19 protein-coding genes are annotated in these 25302 nt (G+C 70.8%); 8 read left to right on the plus strand and 11 right to left on the minus strand.

Annotated elements, in window-relative coordinates; all coding sequences use genetic code 11:
* Positions 1 to 10: 10 nt before the first annotated feature.
* Positions 11 to 1222, minus strand: coding sequence for an AI-2E family transporter (locus tag NS3_RS20795; RefSeq protein ID WP_084495787.1), 1212 nt, complete (start codon positions 1220 to 1222; stop codon positions 11 to 13).
* Between the two features lie 302 nt (positions 1223 to 1524).
* Between NS3_RS20795 and NS3_RS20800 the strand changes: the two genes are divergently transcribed.
* Positions 1525 to 1854: a plasmid stabilization protein gene (locus NS3_RS20800; RefSeq protein ID WP_067862328.1), complete on the plus strand. Its 330-nt coding sequence runs from the start codon at positions 1525 to 1527 to the stop codon at positions 1852 to 1854.
* Between the two features lie 73 nt (positions 1855 to 1927).
* Here the strand turns inward: NS3_RS20800 and NS3_RS20805 are convergent, their stop codons facing one another.
* The 8 genes from NS3_RS20805 to NS3_RS20840 form a co-directional block, all read right to left on the minus strand.
* Positions 1928 to 2929 (minus strand): ABC transporter substrate-binding protein, encoded by a 1002-nt coding sequence (locus NS3_RS20805; RefSeq protein ID WP_067862330.1) that lies wholly within the window; start codon positions 2927 to 2929, stop codon positions 1928 to 1930.
* 80 nt (positions 2930 to 3009) lie between these two features.
* Positions 3010 to 3345 (minus strand): 4Fe-4S dicluster domain-containing protein, encoded by a 336-nt coding sequence (locus NS3_RS20810; RefSeq protein WP_067862332.1) that lies wholly within the window; start codon positions 3343 to 3345, stop codon positions 3010 to 3012.
* On the minus strand, positions 3342 to 4952 hold the full coding sequence (locus NS3_RS20815; RefSeq protein WP_067862334.1) for an FAD-binding protein: 1611 nt from the start codon (positions 4950 to 4952) through the stop codon (positions 3342 to 3344). The genes NS3_RS20810 and NS3_RS20815 overlap by 4 nt, the downstream gene beginning before the upstream one ends.
* Entirely contained in the window at positions 4945 to 5694 is a 750-nt protein-coding gene (locus tag NS3_RS20820; protein ID WP_067862336.1) for an ABC transporter ATP-binding protein, read from the minus strand. Before NS3_RS20820 ends, NS3_RS20815 begins: the two co-directional genes overlap by 8 nt.
* Before the next feature lies 1 nt (position 5695).
* Complete coding sequence (locus tag NS3_RS20825; RefSeq protein WP_067862338.1) at positions 5696 to 6565, minus strand: ABC transporter permease; 870 nt, start codon at positions 6563 to 6565, stop codon at positions 5696 to 5698.
* A gap of 163 nt (positions 6566 to 6728) precedes the next feature.
* The gene (locus NS3_RS20830; protein WP_084495788.1) at positions 6729 to 7658 is read right to left on the minus strand and encodes an NAD-dependent protein deacetylase; all 930 of its coding nucleotides are present in this window, start codon (positions 7656 to 7658) and stop codon (positions 6729 to 6731) included.
* 161 nt (positions 7659 to 7819) lie between these two features.
* Positions 7820 to 8341, minus strand: coding sequence for a DoxX family protein (locus NS3_RS20835; protein WP_067862340.1), 522 nt, complete (start codon positions 8339 to 8341; stop codon positions 7820 to 7822).
* Positions 8342 to 8368: 27 nt separating this feature from the next.
* Complete coding sequence (locus tag NS3_RS20840) at positions 8369 to 9151, minus strand: dioxygenase family protein (protein WP_084495789.1); 783 nt, start codon at positions 9149 to 9151, stop codon at positions 8369 to 8371.
* Between the two features lie 138 nt (positions 9152 to 9289).
* Between NS3_RS20840 and NS3_RS20845 the strand changes: the two genes are divergently transcribed.
* Positions 9290 to 9754 carry a MarR family winged helix-turn-helix transcriptional regulator gene (locus NS3_RS20845; protein ID WP_067862342.1) on the plus strand — a complete coding sequence of 155 codons (465 nt, stop codon included), beginning with the start codon at positions 9290 to 9292 and terminating at the stop codon, positions 9752 to 9754.
* 224 nt (positions 9755 to 9978) lie between these two features.
* On the opposite strand, the gene NS3_RS20850 is transcribed toward NS3_RS20845, so the two are convergent.
* Entirely contained in the window at positions 9979 to 10731 is a 753-nt protein-coding gene (locus NS3_RS20850) for an SDR family NAD(P)-dependent oxidoreductase (protein ID WP_067862344.1), read from the minus strand.
* Positions 10731 to 11897 carry a thiolase family protein gene (locus NS3_RS20855; protein WP_067862346.1) on the minus strand — a complete coding sequence of 389 codons (1167 nt, stop codon included), beginning with the start codon at positions 11895 to 11897 and terminating at the stop codon, positions 10731 to 10733. Before NS3_RS20855 ends, NS3_RS20850 begins: the two co-directional genes overlap by 1 nt.
* A gap of 149 nt (positions 11898 to 12046) precedes the next feature.
* Here NS3_RS20855 and NS3_RS20860 point away from each other — a divergent pair, with 149 nt between their 5' ends.
* The 6 genes from NS3_RS20860 to NS3_RS20885 all read left to right on the plus strand — a co-directional run bounded on the left by NS3_RS20860 (position 12047) and on the right by NS3_RS20885 (position 25039).
* Positions 12047 to 13627 carry a bifunctional phosphatase PAP2/diacylglycerol kinase family protein gene (locus NS3_RS20860; protein ID WP_084495790.1) on the plus strand — a complete coding sequence of 527 codons (1581 nt, stop codon included), beginning with the start codon at positions 12047 to 12049 and terminating at the stop codon, positions 13625 to 13627.
* Positions 13628 to 13842: 215 nt separating this feature from the next.
* Positions 13843 to 14607, plus strand: a complete 765-nt coding sequence (locus tag NS3_RS20865; protein WP_084495791.1) for a gamma-glutamyl-gamma-aminobutyrate hydrolase family protein — start codon at positions 13843 to 13845, stop codon at positions 14605 to 14607.
* A 243-nt stretch (positions 14608 to 14850) separates the two neighbouring features.
* Entirely contained in the window at positions 14851 to 16182 is a 1332-nt protein-coding gene (locus NS3_RS20870) for an MFS transporter (RefSeq protein ID WP_067862350.1), read from the plus strand.
* 233 nt (positions 16183 to 16415) lie between these two features.
* The gene (locus NS3_RS29230; protein WP_245649721.1) at positions 16416 to 17033 is read left to right on the plus strand and encodes a GNAT family N-acetyltransferase; all 618 of its coding nucleotides are present in this window, start codon (positions 16416 to 16418) and stop codon (positions 17031 to 17033) included.
* A gap of 153 nt (positions 17034 to 17186) precedes the next feature.
* Positions 17187 to 23654: a type I polyketide synthase gene (locus NS3_RS20880; protein ID WP_067862352.1), complete on the plus strand. Its 6468-nt coding sequence runs from the start codon at positions 17187 to 17189 to the stop codon at positions 23652 to 23654.
* Complete coding sequence (locus NS3_RS20885) at positions 23651 to 25039, plus strand: aminotransferase class I/II-fold pyridoxal phosphate-dependent enzyme (RefSeq protein WP_067862354.1); 1389 nt, start codon at positions 23651 to 23653, stop codon at positions 25037 to 25039. Before NS3_RS20880 ends, NS3_RS20885 begins: the two co-directional genes overlap by 4 nt.
* The last annotated feature ends 263 nt before the right edge of the window (positions 25040 to 25302 follow it).

Here is a 25302-nt window from a genome sequence, read left to right on the forward strand (position 1 = left end):
GCCGGCACGTTCACTCCTTCACCACGTCGGGAGTCGCTGCGTCGGGAGTCGTGTCCGGTTCCGTTTCCGGCTCGTCGCCGTCTGCGGCCGCATCCGTCCCCGTCGCCGCGTCGATCTGCTCGCCGACATAGCGCACCACCACCGCGGTGACCGCCGCGACCGGCACCGCCAGGAACGCGCCCACGATCCCGTAGATCGATCCACCCGCGGTCACCGCGAGCAGCACCACCACCGCGTGCAACTGCATGCTGCGGCTCTGCAGCACCGGCTGCAGGATATTGCCCTCGAGCTGCTGCACCGCGATGATGATGGCCAGCACGATCAGCGCCGTGGTGACCCCGTTGGCGACCAGCGCGACCAGTACCGCGAGCGCGCCCGCCACGAACGCGCCGACGATCGGGATGAAGCCGCCGAAGAAGGTCAGCACGGCGAGCACCAGCGCCAGCGGCACCCCGAGGACCACCAGGCCGATGCCGATGAGCACCGCGTCGATGAGACTCACCACCGCCTGGGTGCGGATGAACCCGCCCAGGGTCGCCCAGACGCGGCTGAGCACCTCCTCGAAGTGCCTGCCCGCACTCGTGCCGGTGACACTGTGCAGCCAGGGCATGAATCGGGGCCCGTCCTTGACGAAGAAGAACGCCAGGATCAGCACCAGGAACAGGGTGACCAGCGCCGAACCGGCGGTGGTGACACCGCTGAACACCCCGGTGGCGATCTGCTCGGCGCTGGACTGCAGGCGGTCGACGATCGTGTCGGTGGCCTGATCCAACTGCTCGTCGCGGATGTTGAGCGGTGGCTTGCGCAGCCAGTCGCGCACCTTGTTCACACCCTCGCCCGCCTTGTCGGCGAGTTCGGGGGCTTGGGCCACCACCGACGGCACGATCAGCGCGATGATGCCCGCCACGATCGCGAGGAACCCGAGCACCGACAGTGTGGCCGCAAGCGCGGGCCGCAGGCCGTGCGAGGTGAGCCAGTGCGTCGGCGGCCACAGCACCGTCGCCACCACCAGAGCCAGTGTCACGGGCAGCACGATCACCCACAGCACACCCAGCAGTTGCCACAGCACCCACAATCCGGCGGAGATCGCCACCAGGCACAGCGACCATTTGGCGAGCCAGAACAGTCCCTGCCCGATGACATCCCCGCGCTCGGGCGTCTTCCTTCTTCCGGCTTCCCCCACGTGTGTGCCGGTCTTCGTGGGCTTGTCGTCCTCGCTCACCGGCCCAGTCTTACACGAGCGCGACGTCGCGGGCAGGCACCTGTGGGCGGGGAATTCGTCACGCCCGGCGCCGTGATTGCCGCACGCCCCACCGGGTACTGCTGCCACAAAGTGACCGAGAAGTCGTCGGCGGGGCAGTCGTCGAATTCGGAGCTGCCGACCCGGCAGGTGTTCGAGCAGCTGGGCGGGCACGATCTCGGCGGTGATCCGCTGCGGGTCGTGGACAACGACATCCGTCCCGGCGTCACCGCCGACAAAGGCGACGCGGCCGAGGGTACCGGAACAACACAAGGAGGTGTCTCATGCCGAAGGAATGGACCGACAGGCAGGAACGGCAGTACGAGCACATCAAGGATTCCGCGAAGGATAGGGGCGCGAGCACCGAGCGCGCGAAGGAGGTCGCGGCCCGCACGGTCAACAAGAACCGCGCACAGGCCGGGCAGACCAAGACCGCCAGTCGTTCGACGGTGCAGGACAAGTCACCGCAGCAGCGCGGCGGGCAGCGCTCCGGCACGAACCGGCCCAAGGGCCCGACTCGCGACCAGCTCTACAACGACGCCAAGCGCCGCAATATCAAGGGCCGTTCGAAGATGACCAAGAAGGAACTCGAGCAGGCGCTCGGCCGCGACTGAGCCGCGTCGCGCGCCACCGTGTCGCTCACCTCCGTCCCGGCCATCGCGTGGCCGGGACGGAGGCATGCCCGGGTCAGCCCTGAGCGGGAACCTGCTGCCGGAAGAACCAGCCCTCCAGGTCGAAGTCCTCACGAATCTTGCCTTCGGCCACCAGGAATTCCTTGGTGCTGGTGAGCAGTCGCACGCCCGCCTCGTCGAACACGGTGACCGGGATGTACTCGGGGTGTGCGGTGGCGCGCACGATCTCGGCGGGGAACTTGGACTGGGTCGTCTCGTACTGCACGTAGTCCTCGAAGTGCCCGGCGGCGTAGGTGTTGGCGGCCACCAACGCGGCCTGCCAGGCCGGGCCGAAATCGGGGTGGCTGTCCAGGAAGTCCTGGCTGCTCACCGCCGCCGTGGTGCCCGCGAGGCCGGGATGGTTGTCGCGCACCGAGTCGATGAGTCGGAAGCCCTTGGCCAGGAACGCCTGTAGGAAAGCCGACGGGTTGGTGTCGGGCAGCGCGACCGCCGCGAGGTCGCCGTTGGTCAGTGGCGCTTCGGCGTCGGCGGAGTACAGGTGCACGAGTTCGGCTTCGATGCCCTCGGCCTGCAGTGCGCCGCGCAGATAGCGGTCGATGTAGGAGCCGTTCTGCACGCCGATCTTCTTGCCCGCCAGATCCCGCAGCGTGCGCAGCGCCGGGTCCTTGACCACCACGCCCGCGTTCATGCCGACGGAGTTGATCGCCAGCAGCCGGGTCGGCAGGCCGCTGCCCCGGGCGATGAGCGCCGGGGTGTCGCCGTAGTTGGCGACATCGAGCTTGCCGCCGACCAGTGCCTGGTTCAGGTCGGGGCCGTTGGGGAAGCTGTAGACCTCGATGCCGGTGACGCCGAGCGAGGCCAGCGCGGGGAGCAACTCGCCACGCTGGTGCGCGAAGCCCAGGGTGCCGGTCAGGACGTTGCCGGTGCCGATGACGCCGACGCGCAGCGTCTCGATCTTGTCGCGGGTCGCCGACTCGCTCGACTCCGAACCACAGGCGGTGAGTGCGACGAGCGCGAGGGACAGCACGAGGGCGGCGATCAGCCGTAGGGCACGCATGAGATAACCGGGTTTCTGTCGGGAATGTGCGGGGAATGGACCGGCGCCGGTCGGTCGGCGCCGGTTCTGCGGGCAGGGGATCAGCGCAGTCGCGGTGGCGGTGTGCCGTGTGGCAGCTCGGGACCGACGGCGACGAGGCTGCCCGGCTTGCGGCCGTTGCCCCAGCCGAGCTTCTCGCGGTACCGGCCGATGTGCTCGGCGGGAACGGCGGCGGGATCGTCCAGCGGAGTCGATTGTGGCGAGACGTAGAGGGCGTCGGCCGGGCAGTACGCCTCGCACATGAAGCAGGTCTGGCAGTCGGACTGCCGGGCGACGACCGGAATCCCGCTGTCGGTCCGGTCGAAGACATTGGTGGGGCAGGCGTCGACGCACTTGTCGCAGCCGATGCAGTCCTCGGTGCGCAGTAGTTCGATCACGATGCCACCGCCAGGGTGCTGTTGGTGGCGGGAGTGGTGGCCGTCCACATCTCGTCGAGGCCGCCGGCCAGGACGTGGTGGTGCTGGGCCGGGTCCTGCTCGGGGTGGTCGGCGCGTTTGCTCATGCCGCGGGTCTCGGTGCGCGCGAGCGTGGAGCGGTACATCAGCCTGCCGACCGCCGTGATGGCGGCGGCCTGTCTGGCGCGCACCCTGCCGTCGCCCGGGCCGCCGGCCAGCCCCTCGGCCGCGCTGCTCCACAGGGCGTCCAGGGCGGCCAGCGCCGGGCGGATGCGCTCGCCGTGGCGCAGGTAGTTCTTGTCGAACGGGATGAGTTCGTCCTGTGCGGCCGCGACCACGTCGTCGGCTGCCACGGCGGGGGAACCCGTCGGCCGCAGACCGACCCGGCCCGTGCCGCGCAGGTCCGCCGCCCCGGGATGGCCCGAGCGCAGCGCGAATGCGGCGGCTCCGCGTCCGGCCCAGCTGCCCGAGGACATCGCCCACGCCGAGTTGTGGCTGCCGCCGCCGGTGAACCCGCCGCAGATCCGTTCCCGGGTGGCGGCGTCGCCGGCGGCGTACAGGCCGGGCGTGGTGGTGGCGCAGTCGTCGTCGATCACGTCGATGCCGCCGGTGCCGCGCACGGTGCCCTCGGCGAGCAGGTCGATCTCGAACCGCTGGGTGAACGGGTCGATGCCGCGCCGGTCGAACTGCAGGAAGAAGTTCGGCTGCCCCGAGCGCATCTGCGCCTGCACCTGCTCGTCGGCGCGATCGATCTGAGCGAAGACCTTCTCCTGCAACAGGGTTCGAGCGATGACCGAGCGGCCCTTCTGGGAACCGGCGCCCTCGACGACGCGCCCGTCCTCGTGGAAGAAGGTGGCGTAGCCGTAGTAGGCCGTTTTGGTGATCGTCGAGCCCTTCGGGACGATGGCGTAGGCGTTGGAGAACTCCATGCCGGAGAACCGGGCGCCCACCTCGGCGGCCATCAGCGCGCCGTCGCCGGTGTCGACGTTGGTGCCCAGCGCGCGGGACAGGAACGCGCAGCCGCCGGTGGCCAGTACCACCGCGCCCGCGCTGATCCGGTAGTCGCGGTCGAGCTGCCGCTGGTAGCCCGCCGCGCCGCGCACCACGCCCTCGTCGTCGACCAGCAGTTCCAGCGCGGGGGAGTGGTCGAGGATGCGCACGCCGATCCGCTTGAGCCAGGCGCGCATCCGGCGCATGTACTCCGGCCCCTGCACGCCGGTGCGGATCTGCCTGCCGGTGGCCTGGTCGACCGGGAAGGGGTAGCGGCCTTCGAGCGCGAGCCGGTTCATATTGGTGTAGGTCTGATCGAGGACCCGGTCCATCCAGTAGTGGTCGGCCAGGTGACCGCCCAGCGCCTCCCGGCTGGCCTTGGCCTTGGCGCGGGCGGTCTCCTCGGGCGCGATGTACCAGACACCGGTGCCCGACGGAGCCGTCGCGCCGCTGGTGCCGCAGTAGCCCTTGTCGACCAGCGTCACCTCCGCACCGGCCTCGACCGCGTGCACGGCCGCCCAGGCCGCTGCCGGACCGCCGCCGATCACCAGCACGTCGGTGCTGCTCAGCCAAGGTTCCTTTGTCGTGCCGTCACTCATGATGTGCTCCTGTCGGTGCGTCGGGATCCACGCCGAGAGCCACCAGCAATTCGCGGCGCAGCGCGGAGAATTCGGGCTCGACCACCGACCGCGGGCGGGGGTCGGTGATGTCGAAGGATTCGGCGATGTGGCCGTCGCGCAGCACCAGCGCGCGGTCGGCCAGCAGCAGTGCTTCTTCCACGTCGTGGGTGACGAGCAGCACCGCGGGACGATGCCTGCTCCACAACCGTCCCACCAGTGCCTGCGCCTTGAGCCGGGTCAGCGCGTCGAGCGCGCCGAAGGGCTCGTCGAGCAACAGCAGATCGGGGTGGCGCACCAGCGCTCGGGCCAGTGCGACACGTTGCGCCTCGCCGCCGGAGAGCGTGGCGGGCCAAGCCTCGGCTTTCGCCGCCAAGCCGACTTCGTCGAGCGCGATGCGGGCCCGCTGTTCGAGGCCGCGCTCGCGCACGCCGAGAACCACATTGCGCCACACCGACATCCACGGGATCAGCCGGTGTTCCTGGAAGACGATGGCCTTGGAGCCGGGCGCCTCGAGGCTGCCGGTGAAGCCGCGGTCCAACCCGCCGATGGCGCGCAGCAAGGTGCTCTTGCCCGACCCGCTCGCGCCGAGCAGGGCGACGAACTCGCCCGGCGCGATGTCCAGGTCGACCTCGCGCAGGACCTGCCTGCCGTCGAAAGCGCGTCCGGCCCCACGGACGCGGACCGCGCCCGTCAGGGTATCGGTGCCCAGGTCCGATCTCATCTCACTGTCCTTCGAATCCGGTGCGCCAGGAAAGGAACCGACGCTCGAGCAGCCGCACCACCAGGTCGCTGAGCAGGCCGAGGATCGCGTAGATGACCAGCACCAGGAAGATCTGGTCGGTCCGCAGGAACTCCTTGGCGTCGTTCATGAGGAAGCCCAATCCCACCGGGGTGGTCTGCATCTCGGCCACCACCAGCGCCAGCCAGCCGATACCGAGCGCCTGACGCAGACCGACGAAGATCTGTGGCAGCGCGCCGGGCAGGATGATCCGGGTGGTCAGCTCGAATCTGTTGAGTCCCAGCGACTGCGCGGCCTCCACGAGTCGCCGGTCCACCGAGCGGATGCCCGCGAAGACGTTGAGGTAGATCGGGAAGATCGGCGCGACGGCGATCAGGGCGATCTTGAACGAGTCGCCGATGCCGAACCAGATGATGAACACCGGCAGCAGGGCCAGTGCCGGCAGCATGCGCAGTGCCTGGACCGGCGCGTTGATCAGGTCCTCGCCGGTGCGGAACAGCCCGGCCAGCACTCCGAGCAGCAGACCGGCGCTGATGCCGATCGCCAGGCCGGTGCCCACCCGGCCTGCCGAGGCGCCGAGATGGCGCCACAGCTCCCCGGAGGCGATCAGATCCCAGCCGGCCTCGACGACCTCGGTGGGCGCGGGCGTGGTCGCGCCGAGCCAGCCTCGCGCGCCCAGTTGCCACACCACCAGTACGAGCACGAGACCCGCCGACTTGCGGGCCAGGTCGGTGGCCCGGCGCAGGACTGCGGAGCGGGTCGGCGTCGCGGGGACGGGGCGGGTCGGCGTCTCTGGGGCGAGGCCGGTCGGTGCGCCGGCGGGCGCGGCGACCGGATCCAATTGGAGTGTCATGCGGCAACGGTCCTAACACGAGAGTTCCCGTGATCAAGTTAGGACCGATGCCGCGTGGCGAACATGTTTGCGATCAGTGCGATTCGGAGGGATACCGGATCGGGGCCGATGCGCGATCCTGCCGCATGAGGGGTGCGCGGCGGTGGCCCGGCCAGCCGGATGCTCAGACCGAGGTGCGCAGGCAGTGCGCGGCGAAGGCCTGCAGGACCGGGGAGCAGCCGGCGTCCAGGCGGAGTGTGGCTGTCTCGTCGCCGCGGGTGGGGCCGCGGTTGACGATCGCCACCGGCAGGCCGCGGCGGGCGGCGTGGCGCACGAAGCGGCGGCCGGACATCACGGTGAGCGAGGAGCCGGCGACCAGCAGGGCCTCGGAATCGTCGACCAGGGCGAAGGCTTCGGCGACGCGCTCCTTCGGGACGTTCTCCCCGAAGTACACGATGTCGGGCTTGAGCATGCCGCCGCAGCGCGGGCAGCCGACCATGTGGAAAGCGTCGGTGTCGTCCACCACGGCGTCGGCGTCGGGCGCGACTTCGATGCCGGTGGCGTGTGCCGCGGCCGCGAAACCGGGGTTGGCCTGTTCGAGCAGATCGGCCAGGGCCATGCGCGACATCAAGGCCTCGCACCCGAGGCAGCGCACCCGCGCGTAGGTGCCGTGCAGGTCGACGACCCGCCTGCTGCCGGCTTTGGTGTGCAGCAGATCCACATTCTGGGTGATGACGCCGGTGACCACGCCGAGGCGCTCCAGGGTCGCCAGTGCGCGATGGCCGGGATTGGGCCGGGCGGCGTCCATGCTGCGCCAGCCGATGTGGTTGCGGGCCCAATAGCGCCGACGGAACACCGGATCGCCGACGAACTGCTGGTAGGTCATGGGGTTGCGAGGCGGGGAGTCCGGGCCGCGGTAGTCGGGGATGCCGCTGTCGGTGGACATGCCGGCGCCGGTCAGTACGGCGACCCGTCTGCCCGCGAGGAGGTCGGCCAGTCGCGCGGCATCGCCGTCGGGAACGGGGGCGGTGCCTGGTGCCGTAGCGGCCGCGGCAAGGGTGCCGCGGCCGGGCGGCGAAGCGAACTGCCCCGGTAGACGAGTGTGCTGCGCCATGAGACGAGGGTACCGAGACGACGGCGACCGGCCGCGCACGCCGGTCGCGGGCCGGTCGCGCTTGCTCGGGGGGGCGCCTTCGCCGGTACCACGGCCGGCTGGGTCGCCCGGATCGCGGGCGCCGCGATCACCGTGCTCGCCGGCGGCGCCTGTGTCGCCGGTCAGTTGCGCAGCAGCAGGACCACGCCCGCCAGCACCAGACCGAGCACGATGCAGCCGAGACCGGTGGTCAGCCGCGGATGGCGCAACGCGGGGACGGCGCCGTCCACCGCGAGCCGCCCGGCGCCGGTGAGCGCCAGTGCGGCGCCGCCGACGGCGAGCACCGTCTCGTACTCGATGCCGCCGATGTAGCCGCTACCCCATTTCACGGAGATGGCGTTGATCATCGTGCCCATGATCGCGGCACCCGCCAGCGGAGTGAGCACACCGAGCGCCAGCGCCAGACCGCCGAAGGTCTCGGTGACGGCGGTGACGATCGCGAAGAATTCGGGGGCCGGATACCCCATGGAGGTGAGCATGCCCTCGGTGCCTTCGAGACCGGGGCCGTCGAACCAGCCGAAGAGCTTCTGCGAGCCGTGCGCGGCCATCGTCAGGCCGATACCGAGTCGCAGCAGGAGCAGGCCGACATCGATGCCTGCCGTCGAGAGTACGGGGGTGGTGCGGGTGGTGGTTGCGGTCGTCATGCCCGTGTCCTGTCGTCGCGGAGTGGTTCAGCCGAGTTGGATGGAGCGTCGTGCCATGCCGTGCCAATATCCGTCGATCACCGTGCGCAACGTGTCGAGATCATTCTCGCCCGCACCGAGGCTGACGAACAGTGGTGCGAAGTGTTCGGTGCGTGGATGGGCGAGCCGCGCGGCGGGTGCCTTGCGCTCGAAGTCGAGCAGGGCGTCGATGTCGCGGTCGGCCAGCGCGTGCTCGCCCCAGTCGTCGAACTCGGCGGTGAAGGTGTGCACGTGCCGGTCGTCGTCGGTGAGGGCGCGCAGATTGTGGGTCCAGAAGCCGCTGCCGACGATGAGGACGCCCTCTTCGCGCAGCGGGGCGAGCCTTCGCCCGATCTCGAACAGGTCCATCGGGTCCAGCGTCGGCAGCGACAGCTGCAGGACCGGCACGTCGGCATCGGGATACATCTGGGTGAGCGGCACATAGGCGCCGTGGTCGAGCCCTCGCTCCGGTGCCTGGGCGACGCCGTCGCCGAGCAGGCCCCGAACCTTCGCGGCCAGCTCCGGGGCGCCGGGCGCCGGATAGAGAACCTCGTAGTAGCGCTGCGGGAAGCCCCAGAAGTCGTACACCAGGGGCACGGTGGTGGTCGCGCCCACGGAGATCGGGGCGGCTTCCCAGTGCGCCGAGACGATCAGGACCGCGCTCGGCTTCGGCAGGTTCCCGGCCCAGGCGGCGAGTTCGGCGGGCCAGCGCGCGTGGTCTACGAGCGGCGGGGCGCCGTGGGAGAGGAACAGGACCGGCATGCGGCCGGTGGTCGTCGTCGTGTCGGGCATGGGATCAGTCCTTTCGGGCCTGTGAGGGACCTCGCCGACTGGGATGGGCGTCGAGTCGGCAACTTGTTCAAATTTGAACTATCAGGCTCGAGCATACCGGTTGGTTCGAATTCGAACAATGTGACGTAGGGTGAACGGGTGGCCGAGACACGGTGGCTCGATACCGGGGAGATGCGCGTCTGGGAGGTCTTCCTCGCGGCGGGGGCGCTGGTAGACCGCGAGATCGAACGACACCTCGAATCCGAGGGGTTGTCCCACACCCAGTACGAGACGCTCGTCCGGCTGTCCGCGGCGCCGCAGGGCAGACTGCGGATGACCGAACTGGCCGAAGCGCTCTACACCTCCAAGAGCGGGCTCAGCTATCAGATCGGCAGGCTGGAGAAGGCCGGGCTCGTCCGGCGCGCGGCGGACGATGCCGACGCTCGCGGGGTCGTCGCCGTCCTGACGCCCGCCGGGCGGGAGCGGCTCGCCCGGATCGCACCCGGTCACGTCGCCACCGTGCGTCGTGCGCTCATCGATGTGCTGAGCGATGAGCAGCGCCGCGCCATCGCCGACGGACTCGGTGCGGTGGTCGCGCGGTTGAGCGGACCCACGCGCGGTTGACTCGCACGCACGGGTGAGCGGCCAGGTCGGTCGGCTGCGGGCGCGCCGGGGAAATTACGGACCCGGGAATGCCGGAGTCGGGAAATGCTGGAGGGCGGGAGTGCCGGAGGGCGGGAGTGCCGGAGGGCGGGTGAGCATTCGGCTCACCCGCCCTCCGGCACTCGGCGATATCCGGCGGAGTCGATCCCGACGTCAGCCGCGGTTCAGCGGAGGTGCGGCGTGATTCACGCCCGCCAGAGCTGATCGCCCGCGCGCGAGAGCACGATGTTGGGCACCACGGCATTACGCGAGAGCCGGGTGATCGCCAGCACCATCTCCGCGACATCGCCGGTGGTCAGCATGGCCGAGCGAGCCAGCTCGTCGCGCTTCCACGCGGTCATGTCGGTGTCCACGTAGCCGGGGGAGATCGCGGTGGCGCTCACGCCGCCCGCCGACTCCTCCAGCGACACCGTCTCGCACAGCGAGACCAGCGCCGCCTTCGTGGCCCCGTAGGCGGCCAGCCCCGCCTCGCCCACCACGCCGGTGATCGAGGCCAGCGCGATGATCTTGGCGCCGCGGACGGCGTCCTCGGCCGCGCTCTTGCGCAGCAGCGGGATGGCGGCCTGGATGAGGGTGATCGGCGCCCGGAAATTGACGTCGAGCATGCGCTCGTAGGTCTTGGCGGGCATGTCCGCGACCGTGCCCGCCGTGCCGGTGCCCGCGCTGAGCACCAGCGCGTTCAGCCCGCCGAACCGGTCGCCGTGCGCGGCGGCCAGCGCCCGCACCTCGTCCAGATCGTTCATCCGCGCGACCACCGGCTGCACCTCGACGCCGTGTTCGGCGCGCAGGCTCTCGGCGGTCTGCTCGAGCGTCTCGGCGGTGCGCGCGGCGATCGTCAGGTGGTAGCCCTCGGCGGCCAGCCGGTTCGCGACCTCCGCGCCGATGCCGCGCGAGCCGCCGGTGACCAGCGCCGAGCGTGTCGGCTGTGCCTGCGTCATCAGAGGCGCTCGATGATCGTGGCGTTGGCCAGGCCGCCCGCCTCGCACATGGTCTGCAGGCCGTAGCGGCCGCCGGTCTGCTCGAGGTGGTTGACCATGGTCGCCATGATGCGCAGGCCGGACGCGCCGAGCGGATGGCCCAGCGCGATCGCGCCGCCACGCGGGTTCAGCTTGGCCGGATCGGCGGCCAGTTCCTGCTGCCACACCAGCGGCACCGAGGCGAAAGCCTCGTTGACCTCGTAGACGTCGATGTCGTCGATGCCCAGATTCACCCGCTCGAGCGCCTTGCGGGTGGCGGGCACCACGGCGGTGAGCATCAGCAGCGGGTCGTCGCCGACCACCGAGAAGGAGTGGAAGCGGGCGCGCGGGGTCAGGCCCAGCTTCGCGGCGGCCTCCTCGCTCATGATGAGCGCGGCCGAGGCGCCGTCGGACAGCGGCGAGGAGTTGCCGGGGGTGATCGACCAATCGATCTCGGGGAACCGCGCCTGGAAGGCGTCGTCGGCGAAGGCGGGACGCAGCCCGGCCAGCCCCTCGACGGTGGTGCTGGGCCGGATGGTCTCGTCGGCGGTCAGCGTGCCCGCGGCGACCAGCTCCTTGTCGAAACCTCCGGCGGCGGCGGTCTCGGCGGCCAGGCGATGCGAGCGCGCGGCGAATTCGTCGAGCGCGGCGCGGTCGAACTTCCAGCGCGCGGCGATGATCTCGGCGGCGATGCCCTGCTGGATCAGGCCGTCGGGGAAGCGGTGGGCGAGCGGGCCGCCGTTGGTGTCCTTGCCCTGGGCGTTGGAGAACATGGGCACCCGGCTCATCATCTCCACGCCGCAGGCGATCGCCACGTCGTAGGCGCCCGCGATGACGCCCTGGGCGGCGAAGTGCGCGGCCTGCTGGCTGGAGCCGCACTGGCGGTCCACCGTGGTGGCGGGCACGGTCTCCGGGAAGCCCGCCGCGAGCACGGCGGTGCGGGTGATGTTGAGCGCCTGTTCGCCGCTCTGGGTGACGCAACCGCCGATGACGTCGTCGACGACGGCGGGATCGAGGTCGTTGCGCGCGACGAGCTCGGCGAGCACGCCGGCGAGCAGCGTGGCGGGATGCACATCGGCGAGGCCGCCACCGGCCTTGCCCTTCCCGGACGGGGTGCGGACGATGTCCACGATGACGGCGGACCGCATAGCTGGCTCCGATCGAAATAAGTGAATTCCCATTCGCAATTAAGTTAACACGGATTCGCCTCTGATCGTCCAGATCGGGCGGCCGTTGTGATCGATCGCGCCGCCGCGCAGCAGAATTGGAACGCGGCGGATCGGGCTAGGCTGGGCTGATGCAGTTCGAGCGGGCGTCGCGCCGGTCACCGCGGACGCCGAGGCGATTTCGCCGGGTGACTCGCACCCAGGCCCGGACCCGAGGGCTCGCCGGCTCCCTCGACCGGCATCTGGTGGCGCGCAGTGCGCGGCTGCGCCCCACCCCTGCCGATCAGGCGCTGCGCGCACTGAGTACCGGTGCGAACTACAACCGGCTCTGGCTCGGCTTCGGCGCGGCCATGCTGCTGCTCGGCAAGGGGCCCGTTCGCCGCGCGGGCGTGCGCGGGCTGCTCGCGGTCGGCTTGGCAAGCGGCGTGGCCAACGGCGTGGCCAAGCCGCTGTTCCCGCGCAGGCGACCGCCGGACGAATCGGTGCCGTTCGTGCGCAGACTGGTCACGCCGCCGGTGTCGTCCTCGTTCCCGTCCGGGCACGCGGCCTCCGCGGCCGCGTTCGTCACCGGGGTCGCGCTGGAGAGCCCGGCCACGGCGGTGGCCCTCGCGCCGGTCGCCGCCGCCGTCGGCTATTCGCGGGTGCACATCGGCGTGCACTGGCCCTCCGACGTGGCCGCGGGCGCGCTGCTCGGGGCCGGGGTGGCGCTGGGCACGCGCCGATGGTGGGCGCTGCGGCCCGACGAGCCCGCGCTGGTCGGGGAGACCGAGACCGTCGACCCGCTGCCGCACGGCAGGGGGCTGCTGCTGGTCGCCAACGTGTTGTCCGGCAGCGGCGCCGCCGAGGAGGTGCTCGCCGAAGTGCGGGCCGCGCTGCCCGCCGCCCGCATCCTGCCGCTGGATCACGAACGCACCCTCGACGAGCAGATCGCCGAACACCTGGGTTCCGGCGAGGTGCGCGCGCTCGGCGTCCTCGGCGGTGACGGCACGGTCTCCGGCCTCGCCGAAATCGCTGTGCGTGAACAACTTCCGCTCGCCGTGTTCGCCGGGGGCACGCTCAACCACTTCGCCAAGGACGCGGCTGTCGAGGACGTCGCCCACACCGCGAGCGCACTGGACGCCGGCGCGGTGGCGCAGGTCGACGTCGCCGCGGTCGATCTCGACGGCGAGGGGGAGCGGGTGTTCGTCAACACCGCCAGTCTCGGCGGCTATCCGGACTTCGTGCACCTGCGCGAGCGCTGGGAGCACCGGATCGGGAAATGGCCCGCCGCGGGCATCGCCATGGTGCGGGTGCTGCTGCGTGCCCAGCCGTTGCACGCGGTCGTCGACGGCGTACCGGTGGCGCTGTGGATGCTGTTCGTCGGCAACGGGAGCTACAGCCCGGCCGACCAGATCCCCATGTCCCGCCCGGAACTGCACCGGGGCGTCATCGACGTGCGCTACCTGCGCGCCGATGTGGCCTTCTCGCGCACCCGGCTGGTGTGGGCCACCCTCACCGGGACCCTGGCCGAGTCCGCGACCTACGTCCGGCGCGCCACCGACCGGCTGGACGTGCGGATCTCCAGCGGTCCGGTCTCGCTGGCCACCGACGGCGAAGTCGGCTATCGGGGTACCGAGTTCAGGTTCACCAGCAGGCCGGGCGCGCTGCGGATCTTCCGCGGCGCGAGCGGCCACATCGGCGGCGGCAGTGACGTCGGTGCGCGCGGTGACTGAACGGACCGCTCTTCCCGGATGATCGCGGGCGCGTGATCGGAGCCGGTGCCGGGACCGTCGCGAAACCGCGAAAACCGCGGCGTCCACGCGATTTATCGGGTCCGATGCGATCGCCCGGACGGCCTTCGGCGACGATGTGATCGACCATTATCGCAATGCCGCTCGGGTGGAGCTCGACGCATTCGACGCGGTCGTAACCGACTGGGAGCGCACACGTGGCTTCGAACGGCTCTGCATTCACCTTGGAGGACGACCTCACCCCCAGGCCGCTGATCGGCCTGACCACCTACCGCGAACCGGCGCGCTTCGGCAGCTGGGACACCGAGTGCGCGGTGCTGCACTTCAACTACGTCGAGATGATCGAGGACGCCGGCGGCATCCCGGTGCTGCTGCCGCCCGCCGGCGTCGCGCGCCCGGAGCTGGTGGCCGGGCTCGACGGCCTGCTGCTGGCCGGCGGCGCCGATATCGAGCCGCACCGCTACGGCGCCGCGCCCGCCCCCGGCACCTACACCCGGCCCGGACGCGACGTCTTCGAATTCGAGTTGTTCGCCCTTGCCCGGGCGGCCGGGCTGCCGATCCTCGGTGTGTGCCGCGGCATTCAGCTCATCAACGTCGCCCTCGGCGGCACCCTGGTCCAGCACCTGCCCGACGAGATCGGCCACGAACAGCACTCGGGCCCGCCCGGGGACTACGGTGTCACCACCGCGCGCACCACCCCAGGCACGCTGGTCGCCGCGCTCGCCGGTCCCGAGGTGCGCGCCCACTGTCACCACCACCAGGCCGTCGGCCGCGTCGCTCCGTGCCTGCGGGTCGCGGCCCGCTCCACCGACGGCAGCATCGAGGCCGTCGAAGAGCCCGGGGCCCCGTTCCTGGTCGGCCTGCAGTGGCATCCCGAGGCCGACCCCGCCGACCGCCGCCTGGTGCGCGCCTTCATCGCCGCGGCCGCGGCGACGAGCCGGGTGGTGACGGCGGGCCGATGAGCCGGGACATCGGACGCCCTCGACCGCGAATGCCGGTGACGGAGATCACATCTGATGGACCGATGGCTGGTGGGCCGGTGTGCGGGGGCCGGACGGTCGGGTCTCGTCGCGTTTGACCGGTGTCGAACCTGGGAACGGTTCCCTTCGTGCTCATGTCGGCCGCGTATCCGGTGCCGACGGAACGCGGCGAGCGCGAAGCATCGGGAACCGGCGGGCCGCGCGCCGCGGTGACGAGGAGATGGCATGACCGAGACCCAGGAGGATCCGCAGCGGTTGCGCCGATCGGTGGCCGCCTCGGCGATGGGCAACGCCACCGAATGGTTCGACTACGGCGTCTACGCCGCCACCGCGACTTACCTCACCGCGGCGTTCTTCCCCGGCGAACTCGGCACCCTCGGGACCATGCTCGGGTTCGCCATCTCGTTCGTGCTCCGCCCGCTGGGTGGCATGGTCTGGGGGCCGCTCGGTGACCGGCTCGGCCGCAAGCGGGTGCTGGCCACCACGATCCTGCTGATGGCCGCGGCCACCGGCCTCATCGGCCTGCTGCCCACGCACGGCCAGATCGGCGTGTTCGCGCCGGTTCTGCTCATCCTCATGCGGGTGGTGCAGGGCTTCTCCACCGGCGGCGAGTACGGCGGCGCCGCGACCTACCTGGCCGAGACGGCGGGTGACCGGCGCCGTGGCTTCCTCGGCAGCTTCCTCGAATTCGGCACCCTGGGCGGCTTCGTCGGCGGCTCGGCTGTCGTGCTGTTGCTCCAGTTGATGCTCGGTTCGGCGGCCATGTACGACTGGGGCTGGCGTATCCCGTTCCTGCTCGCCGTCCCGCTGGGCCTGATCGGGCTGTATCTGCGTTCGCGACTGGACGAGTCGCCGGTGTTCGAGGAGGTCGCGCGCAACCCGCACCCGCCGACCGGGCTGCGCGAGCTGGTGCGCCACTACCGTCGCGAACTGCTCACCCTGGGCGGCCTGGTGATCGCGCTGAACGTGGTCAACTACACGCTGCTCACCTATCAGCCGACCTACCTGCAGAAGTCGCTCGGCATGGCCGAATCCACCACGACGGCCATGATGCTCATCGGTCAGGTGGTGATGATGCTGGTGCTGCCGTTCTTCGGCGCGCTGTCGGATCGGGTGGGACGCCGGCCGATGTGGCTGGTCTCGCTGGTCGGACTGGCGGTGTTCGCGCTGCCGATGTACTGGCTCATGGGGCAGGGGCCGGTCTGGGCGGTGATCGGCTTCATCGTGCTCGGCCTGCTGTACGTGCCGCAGTTGTCGACGATCAGCGCGACCTTTCCCGCCGTCTTCCCGACGCACGTCCGCTACGCGGGATTCGCGCTGGCCTACAACGTCTCGACGGCCGCATTCGGCGGCACCGCGCCGCTGGTGAACGAGGCGGTGATCGAGGCGAGCGGCTGGTCGCTGTTCCCTGCCGTCTACATGATCGGCGCCTCGCTGATAGGTCTGGTGGCCTGGACGTTCCTGCGGGAGACCGCGGGAACCTCGTTGCGCGGCACCGAGGTTCCCGATGTGCTGCACACGCCGGTGGACGCCGCGGCGCGCGTGCCGTCGCGGTGACCGGCGCGACGACGAATGCTGTTCTCGGACAATCGGGTAGGTGCGCACTGTAGGTGATTGTATGGCGCCGCAACAAGATCGGCCTCGGTCTGATTTCTCACAACCCTTTTCCGGTTGGCGTTGTGTTTCCTCGTGAGTAACCTACTGACGGGTAGCTCACGCGTGTTGCCGGAGCGTCATGCGGCACCGTTCGTCCACTCGGGCACGCGACACGGAAGCGATAGGGGCAGTTGGTGGATCAGCAGGATCGTACGATTGTCCGTCGCGCCACCGAGGCCGACATCGAGGACATCGTGCGGGTGCTCGCGCGGGCATTCGAGACCGATGATCCGATCGAGGAATACGTCTTTCCCTCGCCCTCGCAGCGTCGGCGCCGCACACCGGGCATGTTGCGGATCATGGTGCGCCATCGATTCCTTCCGGTCGGCGGCGCCTTCGTCGCGGTCGCCGAGGGCAGGGTGGTCGGCGCGGCGCTGTGGCAGCCGCCGGGCACGCGCACATCGCTGTGGCGCGAGGTGGTCTCGGGTCCGCAGCTGTTGTGGGCCATGGGCGCCGCGACGGTGCGGGGCATGGCGGTCGATGCCGCCATGGCGGAAGTCGCTCCGTCGCAACTCCATCTGTTCCTGGTCTACCTGGGCTGCGAGCCCGGCCTGCAACGGCGCGGGGTGGGCCGGGCGCTGTGGGCGGCGCTGGCCGCGGACGCCGACGCGCGCGGCGCCGGGCTCGGCGGCATCTGCAAGGACGGCAATGTCGCCTACTACCGTGCGCTCGGCTGTGAATTCGTCGAGCGTGTCCGCATCGGCCGCGACGGTCCGGAGATGAATTTCGTGCTGCGCCCGCCGGTCACCTGATCGGCTGCCGCTCGGCTCCTCCGAGATCGACGTCGTCGCCGACCTCTTCCCCGGATCGACAGGCCTGTGCCGATCCGATTCACCGCTCATCCGTTTCACCGCCGTTCCGGTGGTTCGCCTCCGGCCCGGTGTCGAGTACGCAAGGAGTTCCCGTTGTCTGACATCGCCATAGTCGGAATCGGTTGCCGGTACGCCGGCGGCATCGATTCGCCGGAATCCTTCTGGGACTTCCTCGTCGGCAAAGGCGACGGAGTCGTCGACATCCCGGCCACCCGCTGGGACGTCGACCGCTACTACGACCCCGACAAGCGCACCCCCGGCCGGATGTACACCAGACGCGCGGCTTTCCTCACCGGTGACCCGTGGGCGTTCGATCCGGACTTCTTCGGCATCTCCCCGCGCGAGGCCGCGTCGATGGACCCGCAGCAGCGCCTGATCCTCGAGGTCGCCTGGGAGGCGCTCGACGACGCGGGCATCGCGGGCCGGGTCACCGGCGCGCCGGTGGGCGTCTACGTCGGCGCCTTCACCCTCGACCAGCTGGCCGTCTCGGTGGCCGGGGACGCGCTGCCGCATGTGGACATGCACACCGCGGTGGGCGCGTCCTACACCATGCTGTCCAACCGGATCGCCTACGCGCTCGACCTCGTCGGGCCCGCGGTCACCGTGGACACCGCGTGTTCGTCCTCGCTGGTGGCGCTGCACCTGGCCTGTCAGGCGCTCGACAGCGGCGACTGCGCGGTCGCGATGGCAGGCGGCGTCACCATGCTGCTGCAGCCCGAGCCGTTCGTGTCCATGTGCAAGGGCGGCTTCCTGGCCACCGACGGACGCAGCAAGCCGTTCGACGCGGCCGCCGACGGCTACGGCCGCGGTGAGGGCTCGGGCATGGTCGTGCTCAAGCGCCTCGCCGACGCCGAACGCGACGGCGACCGGGTCTACGCGGTGATCAAGGCGACCGGCGCGAACCAGGACGGGCGGACCACCGCCATCACCGTGCCCAATGCCGATCTGCAGGAGTCGCTGGCCAGGACGGTCACCGCCCGGGCCGGTATCGCGCCGCACGAAGTCGACTACGTCGAGGCGCACGGCACCGGCACTCCCGTCGGCGACCCGCTGGAACTGCGGGCGATCGGCCGGGCCTACGGCCAGGCGGTGCAGCGCTCTCGGCCGCTGGGCGTCGGCTCCGTGAAGGGCCAGCTCGGCCACACCGAGGCGGCCTCCGGCATCGCGAGCGTCATCAAGTCCGCGCTGGCCATCGCGCACCGCACCATCGCGCCGCAGGGCTGGCTGAACGAGCCCAACCCGGACATCCCGTTCGACGAACTGAACCTGCGCCTGCAACGCGACGTCGAGCCGCTCGACCCCGAATCCGGGCCGATGACCATCGCGGTCAACGGCTTCGGCTACGGCGGCACCAACGCCCACGCGATCCTCCAGGAGTACCTCGGCCCGGCGGCGGGCGAGCGCGCTCCACGCCACCACGGCGTGCTGCCGCTGTCGGCCCGCAGCGAGCAGGCGGTGCGCGAACTGGCCCGCGGCTACGCCGAATTCGTCGCGGACGGGGTAGACCCCGGCAGGCTGGCCGAGGCCGCGTGGACCCGCCGCAAGCATCACCCCTATCGCGCCGCCGTGCCGTTCGGCGACGACGCCGAGCTGGTGCGCGGACTGATCGAGCTGGCCGACGGCACGGCGCGCGGCGCGGCCAAGGTCGTTCCGCAGCGCACCGCCGAGCCGGTGTTCGTGTTCACCGGCATGGGCCCGCAGTGGTGGGCGATGGCCCGCGGCCTGCTCGAAGCCGACGGGGTCTTCGCCGCCGAGGCGCGCCGGATCGACACCGTGTTCCAGGAGATCGCCGGGTGGTCGATCGTCGCGGAACTGCTGCGCCCGGAGGCGCAGTCACGGGTGACCGACACCGAGGTCGCGCAGCCCGCGAACTTCCTGGTGCAGGTCTGCCTGGTCGCCCTGCTCGACGAGCTGGGTATCCGGCCCGCCGCGGTGGTGGGCCACAGCGTCGGCGAGGTGTCGGCCGCCTACGTCACCGGCATGCTCTCGTTGCGTGACGCGGTCACCGTGAGCGTGCACCGCGCCCGGTTGCAGGCGACCACCGCGGGTTCCGGCGGCATGCTCGCCGTCGGCCTGACTCCCGACGCGGCCCGCGCGCTCATCGACGGCGACGACCGGGTCGACATCGCCGCGATCAACAGCCCGAACGCGGTCACCCTCGCCGGTGCGGTGGATCGTCTCGATCAGATCGCCGAAAGCCTCACCGGCCAGGGAGTTTTCGCCAAACGCCTGCATGTCGAGGTGCCCTACCACAGCTATCTGATGGAGCCGATCCTCGACAAGCTGCGCGAATCGCTCGCCGATCTGGTCGTCGAGGCGCCGGTGCTGCCGCTGTACTCCACGGTCACCGGCGCGCCCGTCACCACCGGTGACTGGGATGCCGAGTACTGGTGCGCCAATGTGCGTCAGCCGGTGCGGTTCGCCGACGCCGTAGCGGGGCTGATCGGCGACGGCAGCCGGGTCTTCCTCGAGGTCGGCCCGCACCCGGTGCTCGGCGCGAACATCAGGGAGATCCTGCTGGGCACGGGGGAGACCGGCGCCTGCGTGGCCACCCTCAACCGCAAACAGGACGACGCCGACAGTATCCGCCGCACCCTGGCCGGTCTGTATGTCGCCGGTGTGCTCGACACCGAGGCCCTGTTCGACGAGCAGCCCGTCACACCACACCTCGACCTGCCGCGATACCCATGGCAGCGCACCGTGCTGCGCGCCGACCTGCCCGTGTTCGCCCAGCGCAGGCACGGCACGCCGGGCGGCTATCCCATGCTCGGCGATCCGGATCTGGGGGAGCCGACCACCGCGTGGACGGTGCGGCTGAGCGTCGGTGCGATGCCGTGGCTGGCCGATCACGTGGTCGGCGGCACGCGCATCCTGCCCGGCGCGGCCTACCTCGACGCCGCCCTCAGCGCCGCCGCCCTGCGCACCGACTCCACCCGGGTCGCGGTCGCCGATGTGCGGTTCGTCGCCCCGTTGGTGATCGAGGAGGGCGACGCCCCGGTCGTCGAACTGCGAGTGGAGGAGTCCACCAACCGGTTCGTGATCCGCTCGCACGGCGCGGCCGCCGAGGCCTGGACGGTCAACGCCACCGGCCGCCTGGTCGACGGCGTCTACGAGCCGACTCCGGTGGAACTACCCGAGCCGGACGGCATGCACGCGATCGACCCGGCCGACTTCTACGCGGGCCTGGCCGAGCGCGGACTGGACTACGGTCCGGCGTTCCGGCGCGCGACCTCGGTGCGGGTGCGCGAAACCACCGTGCTGGCCACTCTCGACGGCGAAATCGCCCGCGACTCCACGCATCTGGCGCATCCCTGCGTGGTCGACGCGGCGCTGCAGAGCATCGCCGCGCTGCTGGTCGGCAGCGGTGGATCCGGGGACGGGGCGATGGTGCCGGTCGGTGTGGAATCCGTGCGTGCCTTCGCGCCGATCCCCGAGCGACTGGATGTGCTGGCCCGCCTCGACCGCGAGGGCGAGCCACGCGCGGACATCGACCTGCTCGACACCGACGGCACGGTGGTGCTCCAGATCCGGGGTATGCGTTTCGGTTCCATCGCCCCCGGCCTGGGCGCGTTGCGCCGGATGACCGACTTCTTCTACGAGAACCGCTGGGAGCTGCGCGATCCCGTCGATCCCGCGGCGCTGCCCGCCCCGGAAACGGTGCACACCCTGGTGATCGACCTGGCTCGCGAAGCCGGTCCGCGCGCCACCCGGATCGCCGGGCTGGTCTCGCGGTCCGAGGTCCTCGCCGCGGGTGAGCCGGGCAGCACGGATCTCGGCCCGCTGGTGGTGGAGCGACTGCACGCGGCCGCCGCCACCGAGGGCGTGCGGCGGCTGCACGTGGTGGTGGTCGTTTCCGACTACACCGATCTGGACATCCTGTGGGCGCTGCGCGAACTCGCGGTCGCGCTCGAAGGCTTCGTGGAGGTCCGCATCGATCAGCTGGGCCAAGACATGCCGATGATCGGCGACGGCTCGATCCACGTCACCGTGGTCACCGAACAGGCCTACGCCCACCCGGACGGCGACACCGCCCCCGACCCGGTGCACGCCGCCGTGGCGGGCGCGCGCCGGGTCCTGCTCAACGAGCAGCCTCGCCTGCGCTGGCGCCTGGTCGACCTCGACGCCGACACCGCGGACGCGGAACTGGCCGCCGAGCTCGACATCCCCGGCGCGTTCAGCTACGACAACGTCGACGAGGTGTTCCTGCGCAACGGACTGCGCTGGGTCGCCGCGGTGTCGGCGACCCTGCCCGAGCGCATCGAAGCGCTGGACGAGCCGGCGCCGCTGACCGACCCGGAGGCGAACTTCGCCCTGGAGATCCCGTCCTCACGGGTGCTGTCCCGGCTGGCCTGGCGGGCCTGCGGTCGCCGCGCGCCGGGCGCGGGTGAGGTGGAAGTGCGGATGCGAGCGGTCGGCCTGAACTACAAGGACCCGCTCAAGATCCTCGGTGTCCTCTCCGAACGCGACCTGGCCGAGACCTTCTTCGGCGGCTCACCCGGTATGGAGGGCATCGGCGTGGTGACCCGGGTGGGCGAGGGTGTCACCCACGTAGCCGAGGGTGACACCGTCAGCCTGGGCTGCAAGGACATGATCCGCCGGTACAACACCACCGACGCCGATCTGGTCAGCCGCCTGGAGCCCGATACCGAGCCCGGCCACTGCACCAATTCCACCGCCTTCGGCACCGCCGAGTACGCCCTGCTGGAACTGGCCCGGCTGCAACCGGGGGAGACCGTGCTCGTGCACGGCGCGGCGGGCGGCGTCGGCTCGGCCGCCACACAGATCGCGAAACTGCACGGCGCCACCGTGATCGGCACCGCGAGCACCGCCGAACGCCGTGACTGGGCCCGCGAGCAGGGCGCCGATCACGTCCTGGACTCGCGGTCGCTGAACTTCGCCGAGGACGTGCTCGCCCGCACCGGCGGCGCGGGCGTCGACGTGGTGATCAGCACCGCCCCCGGCGACATCCTGCGCGGAAACTTCACCGCCGTCGCCGAATTCGGCCGGATCGTGGAGATCGGCAAGGCCGACATCTACACCGGCGGTCAGCTCGACCTGCGCCATTTCGACAAGAACGTCTCCTACCACTCGCTGGATCTGGACCGCATGCTCGCCAAGCGGCGCGCGTTCACCGTCGACCTGCTGCGCCGCGTGAACGGCAAACTGGCCGATGGCACCTACCGCCCGCTGCCCTACACCCTGTACGGCACCGCGGACGTGGCCAAGGCCTTCGAGGAGGTCGCCCGCTCCACCCGGATCGGCCGCGTCGCCCTCGATTTCGACGAGACTGCCCCGCTGGTCCGCCCGCGCCTGACCGAGGTGGCGATCGACCCGCGCGCGCAGTACCTGGTCACCGGCGGCTACGGCGCCTTCGGCCTGGCGGTCGGCCGCTGGCTGGTGGACCGGGGCGCCACCCGGCTCACCCTGCTCGGCCGCAGCGGCCCCGGCAGCGACGCCGCCCGCGCCCAGCTCGCCGTCTGGCAGGAGCGCGGCATCGAGGTCACCGCCGCCCGTGGCGATGTCACCGACGCCGCGGCCATGACCGGCCTGCTGCGCGAACTGCACGCCCCGGACCACCCGCTGCGCGGCATCTTCCACACCGCGGGCGTCCTGGACGACCGGCGCGTCACCACCATGGACCGCGACAGCCTCGCCGCGGTCTACCGGCCCAAGGTCGAGGGCGCCCGGGCACTGACCCAGGCACTCGCCGAAACCGGTGCGCGCCCGGACATGTTCGTGCTGTTCTCCTCCGGCAGCGCCATCTTCGGTGGTGTCGGCCAGTACTCCTACACCGCCGCCAATATCGCCATGCAGGCCCAGGCCGACGCCATCGTCCGCGCCGGTGGGGCGGCGCTGGCCATCGGCTGGGGGCACATGTCCGGCGGCGGTATGGCCGAACACGACGACAACATGGCCCGCTACCTGCGCAACACCGGTTTCGACTCGATGCCGCTCGACGAGGGCACCGAATACCTGGAGAAGGCGCTGGAACTCGGCCTGCACCACCACGCCGACATCATCGCCATCGACTGGGGCAAGGTGGCCGCCTCCGGTCCGCACTTCGCCCAGACCGCCCGCATCGCCGAACTCATCGCCGCCGCGGCCCAGGACGACTCGGAGACCGCCCGCCTCGCCACCGCCCTGCGCGAACTCGAGGAGGGCAAGCGCGGCGAGGTCGTCGCCTACATGCTCGCCGAGCAACTCGCCACCGTCATGGGGGTCTCCGCCGAGTCCATCGACCTCACGGTCCCCGTGCCCGAACTCGGCCTCGACTCGCTCATGGCCGTGGAGTTCGGCGCGCTGGTGACCAAGAGCCTCGGGATCGACATGTCGTCGCTGAGCATGGGACGGACGTTCACTCTCGAACAGGCGGGTGCGCGTATCGCCGAACAACTCGTCGGCGGCGGGACGGGAGCTGCCGCACCGGCCGTCGCCTCTCCGGCGCCCGGCTCGCCCGAGAACGCGCCGGCGGTCGCGGCGGATGCGCCGTCCGACACCGCCGGACAGCCGCAGGCCACGGCGGGACAGCGGCTGGTCGGCCGGACGGAGGTCGATCAGTGAGCGAGTCCGCACGTGACCTGGCGCGCAAGCTGTTGTCCGGCACCGGTACCGGTGCCCCGAAGACACCGGTGACGCAGACACAGCCTCAGGCGCGGCCTCCGGCGCGTCCGGCGGGGGCGGCCCCGCGACGTGTCCGCGGACCGGGCAAGCAGTTCGCCGACCATCCCGAGGTCGCCGCGACCGTGGCCAAGCAGGCCGCGATCGACAAGCTCTACGGCGACAGCGCCATGCCGAATCCGTTGTTCCTGCTGCGCTCCGGTCCCAATGACGCGACCATCGAGGCGGACGGGAGCGAGCTGGTCAATTTCAGCGCCTACAACTATCTCGGCCTGGCCAATCATCCGCGGGTGGTGGCGGGGGCGAAGGCCGCGCTGGATCGCTACGGCGCCTCGGCCTCGGCGAGTCGCATCATCGCCGGGGAGATCCCGCTGTACCGCGAACTCGAGGCGCGGCTGGCCGAGATCTACGGCGTCGGCGACGCCATGATCACCACCAGCGGGTACCTCACGAATGCGGGAGTCCTCGGGTTCCTGATGCGCGACGGGGATGTGGCCGTGTGCGACGCGCTCATCCACGGCAGCGTGGTCTCCGGCACCCAGTGGTCGGGGTGTCGCCGGATCACGTTCCGGCACAACGATCCCGAGTCGCTGCGCTCGGTCCTGCGGATGTCGCGAGCGGGCTTCGATCGCGCGCTGGTGGTGCTCGAGGGGCACTACAGTATGGACGGCACCGTCGGTCGTGTCGATGAATTGACCGCAGTGGCACGGGAATACGACTGCGCGGTCATGGTCGACGAGGCGCATTCGTTCGGTGTCTTCGGCGATCGCGGGCACGGCATCCGCGAGCACTACCGGCTGCCGGCCGACGCTGTGGATCTGTGGATGGGGACGCTGTCGAAAGCCCTCGGCAGCTGCGGCGGGTTCCTGGCAGGCGACGCCGATCTCATCCGTGCCATGAAGGCGGCCGCCCCCGGCATCGCCATGCTCACCGGTGGCCCCGCGCCCGCCGCGGTCGGGGCCGCGCTCGCCGCGCTCGACGTGCTCGAGCAGGAGCCGGAGCGGTTGAATCGGCTGTGGGCCAACGCGAAACAGTTCACCGCGCTACTGGGGGAGCGGGGGCTGGATCGTGGTCTGTCCGAGGGCACCCCGATCTGTCCGGTGATCGTGCCCGGTGAGGTGCGCTCGGGTTTCGTTTCCTCGTATCTGCTGCAACGCGGCGTGTACGCGGGCAATATCTCCGCACCCGCGGTGCCCGCCGGGCAGGAGCGGCTGCGCTTCTTCCTCACCAGCGAGCACTCCGAAGAGCAGCTGATCCAGGCAGCGGACCTGCTGGCCGAGGCCGTCGATCATTCCCGGCAACTCCCCGATCCCACCCTCGCGACCTAGCGCGGAGCCGGGAGCATTTCCTGTTGCCGCCGAGGTGGGCGTGTGGGCGATGACGGTGCATGAGTGGCGGAGTCGTTTCATCGAGTACGGGCCGGCTGGTCTGGCCGATGAGTCGATGACCGACTGACGTGGTGGTGCTGGCACCACCACGTCACGCCGGCAGGCGGTACCCGGCATTCGGGTGCGCGCGGCATAGGCGCGAGGACTCCGGATTCCTAGGCTCGAATCGTCGGGGACGCACCCATGTCTTTCGACTCGAACAA

This window comes from Nocardia shimofusensis NBRC 100134 (assembly GCF_001613125.1).
GTDB lineage: Bacteria > Actinomycetota > Actinomycetes > Mycobacteriales > Mycobacteriaceae > Nocardia > Nocardia shimofusensis.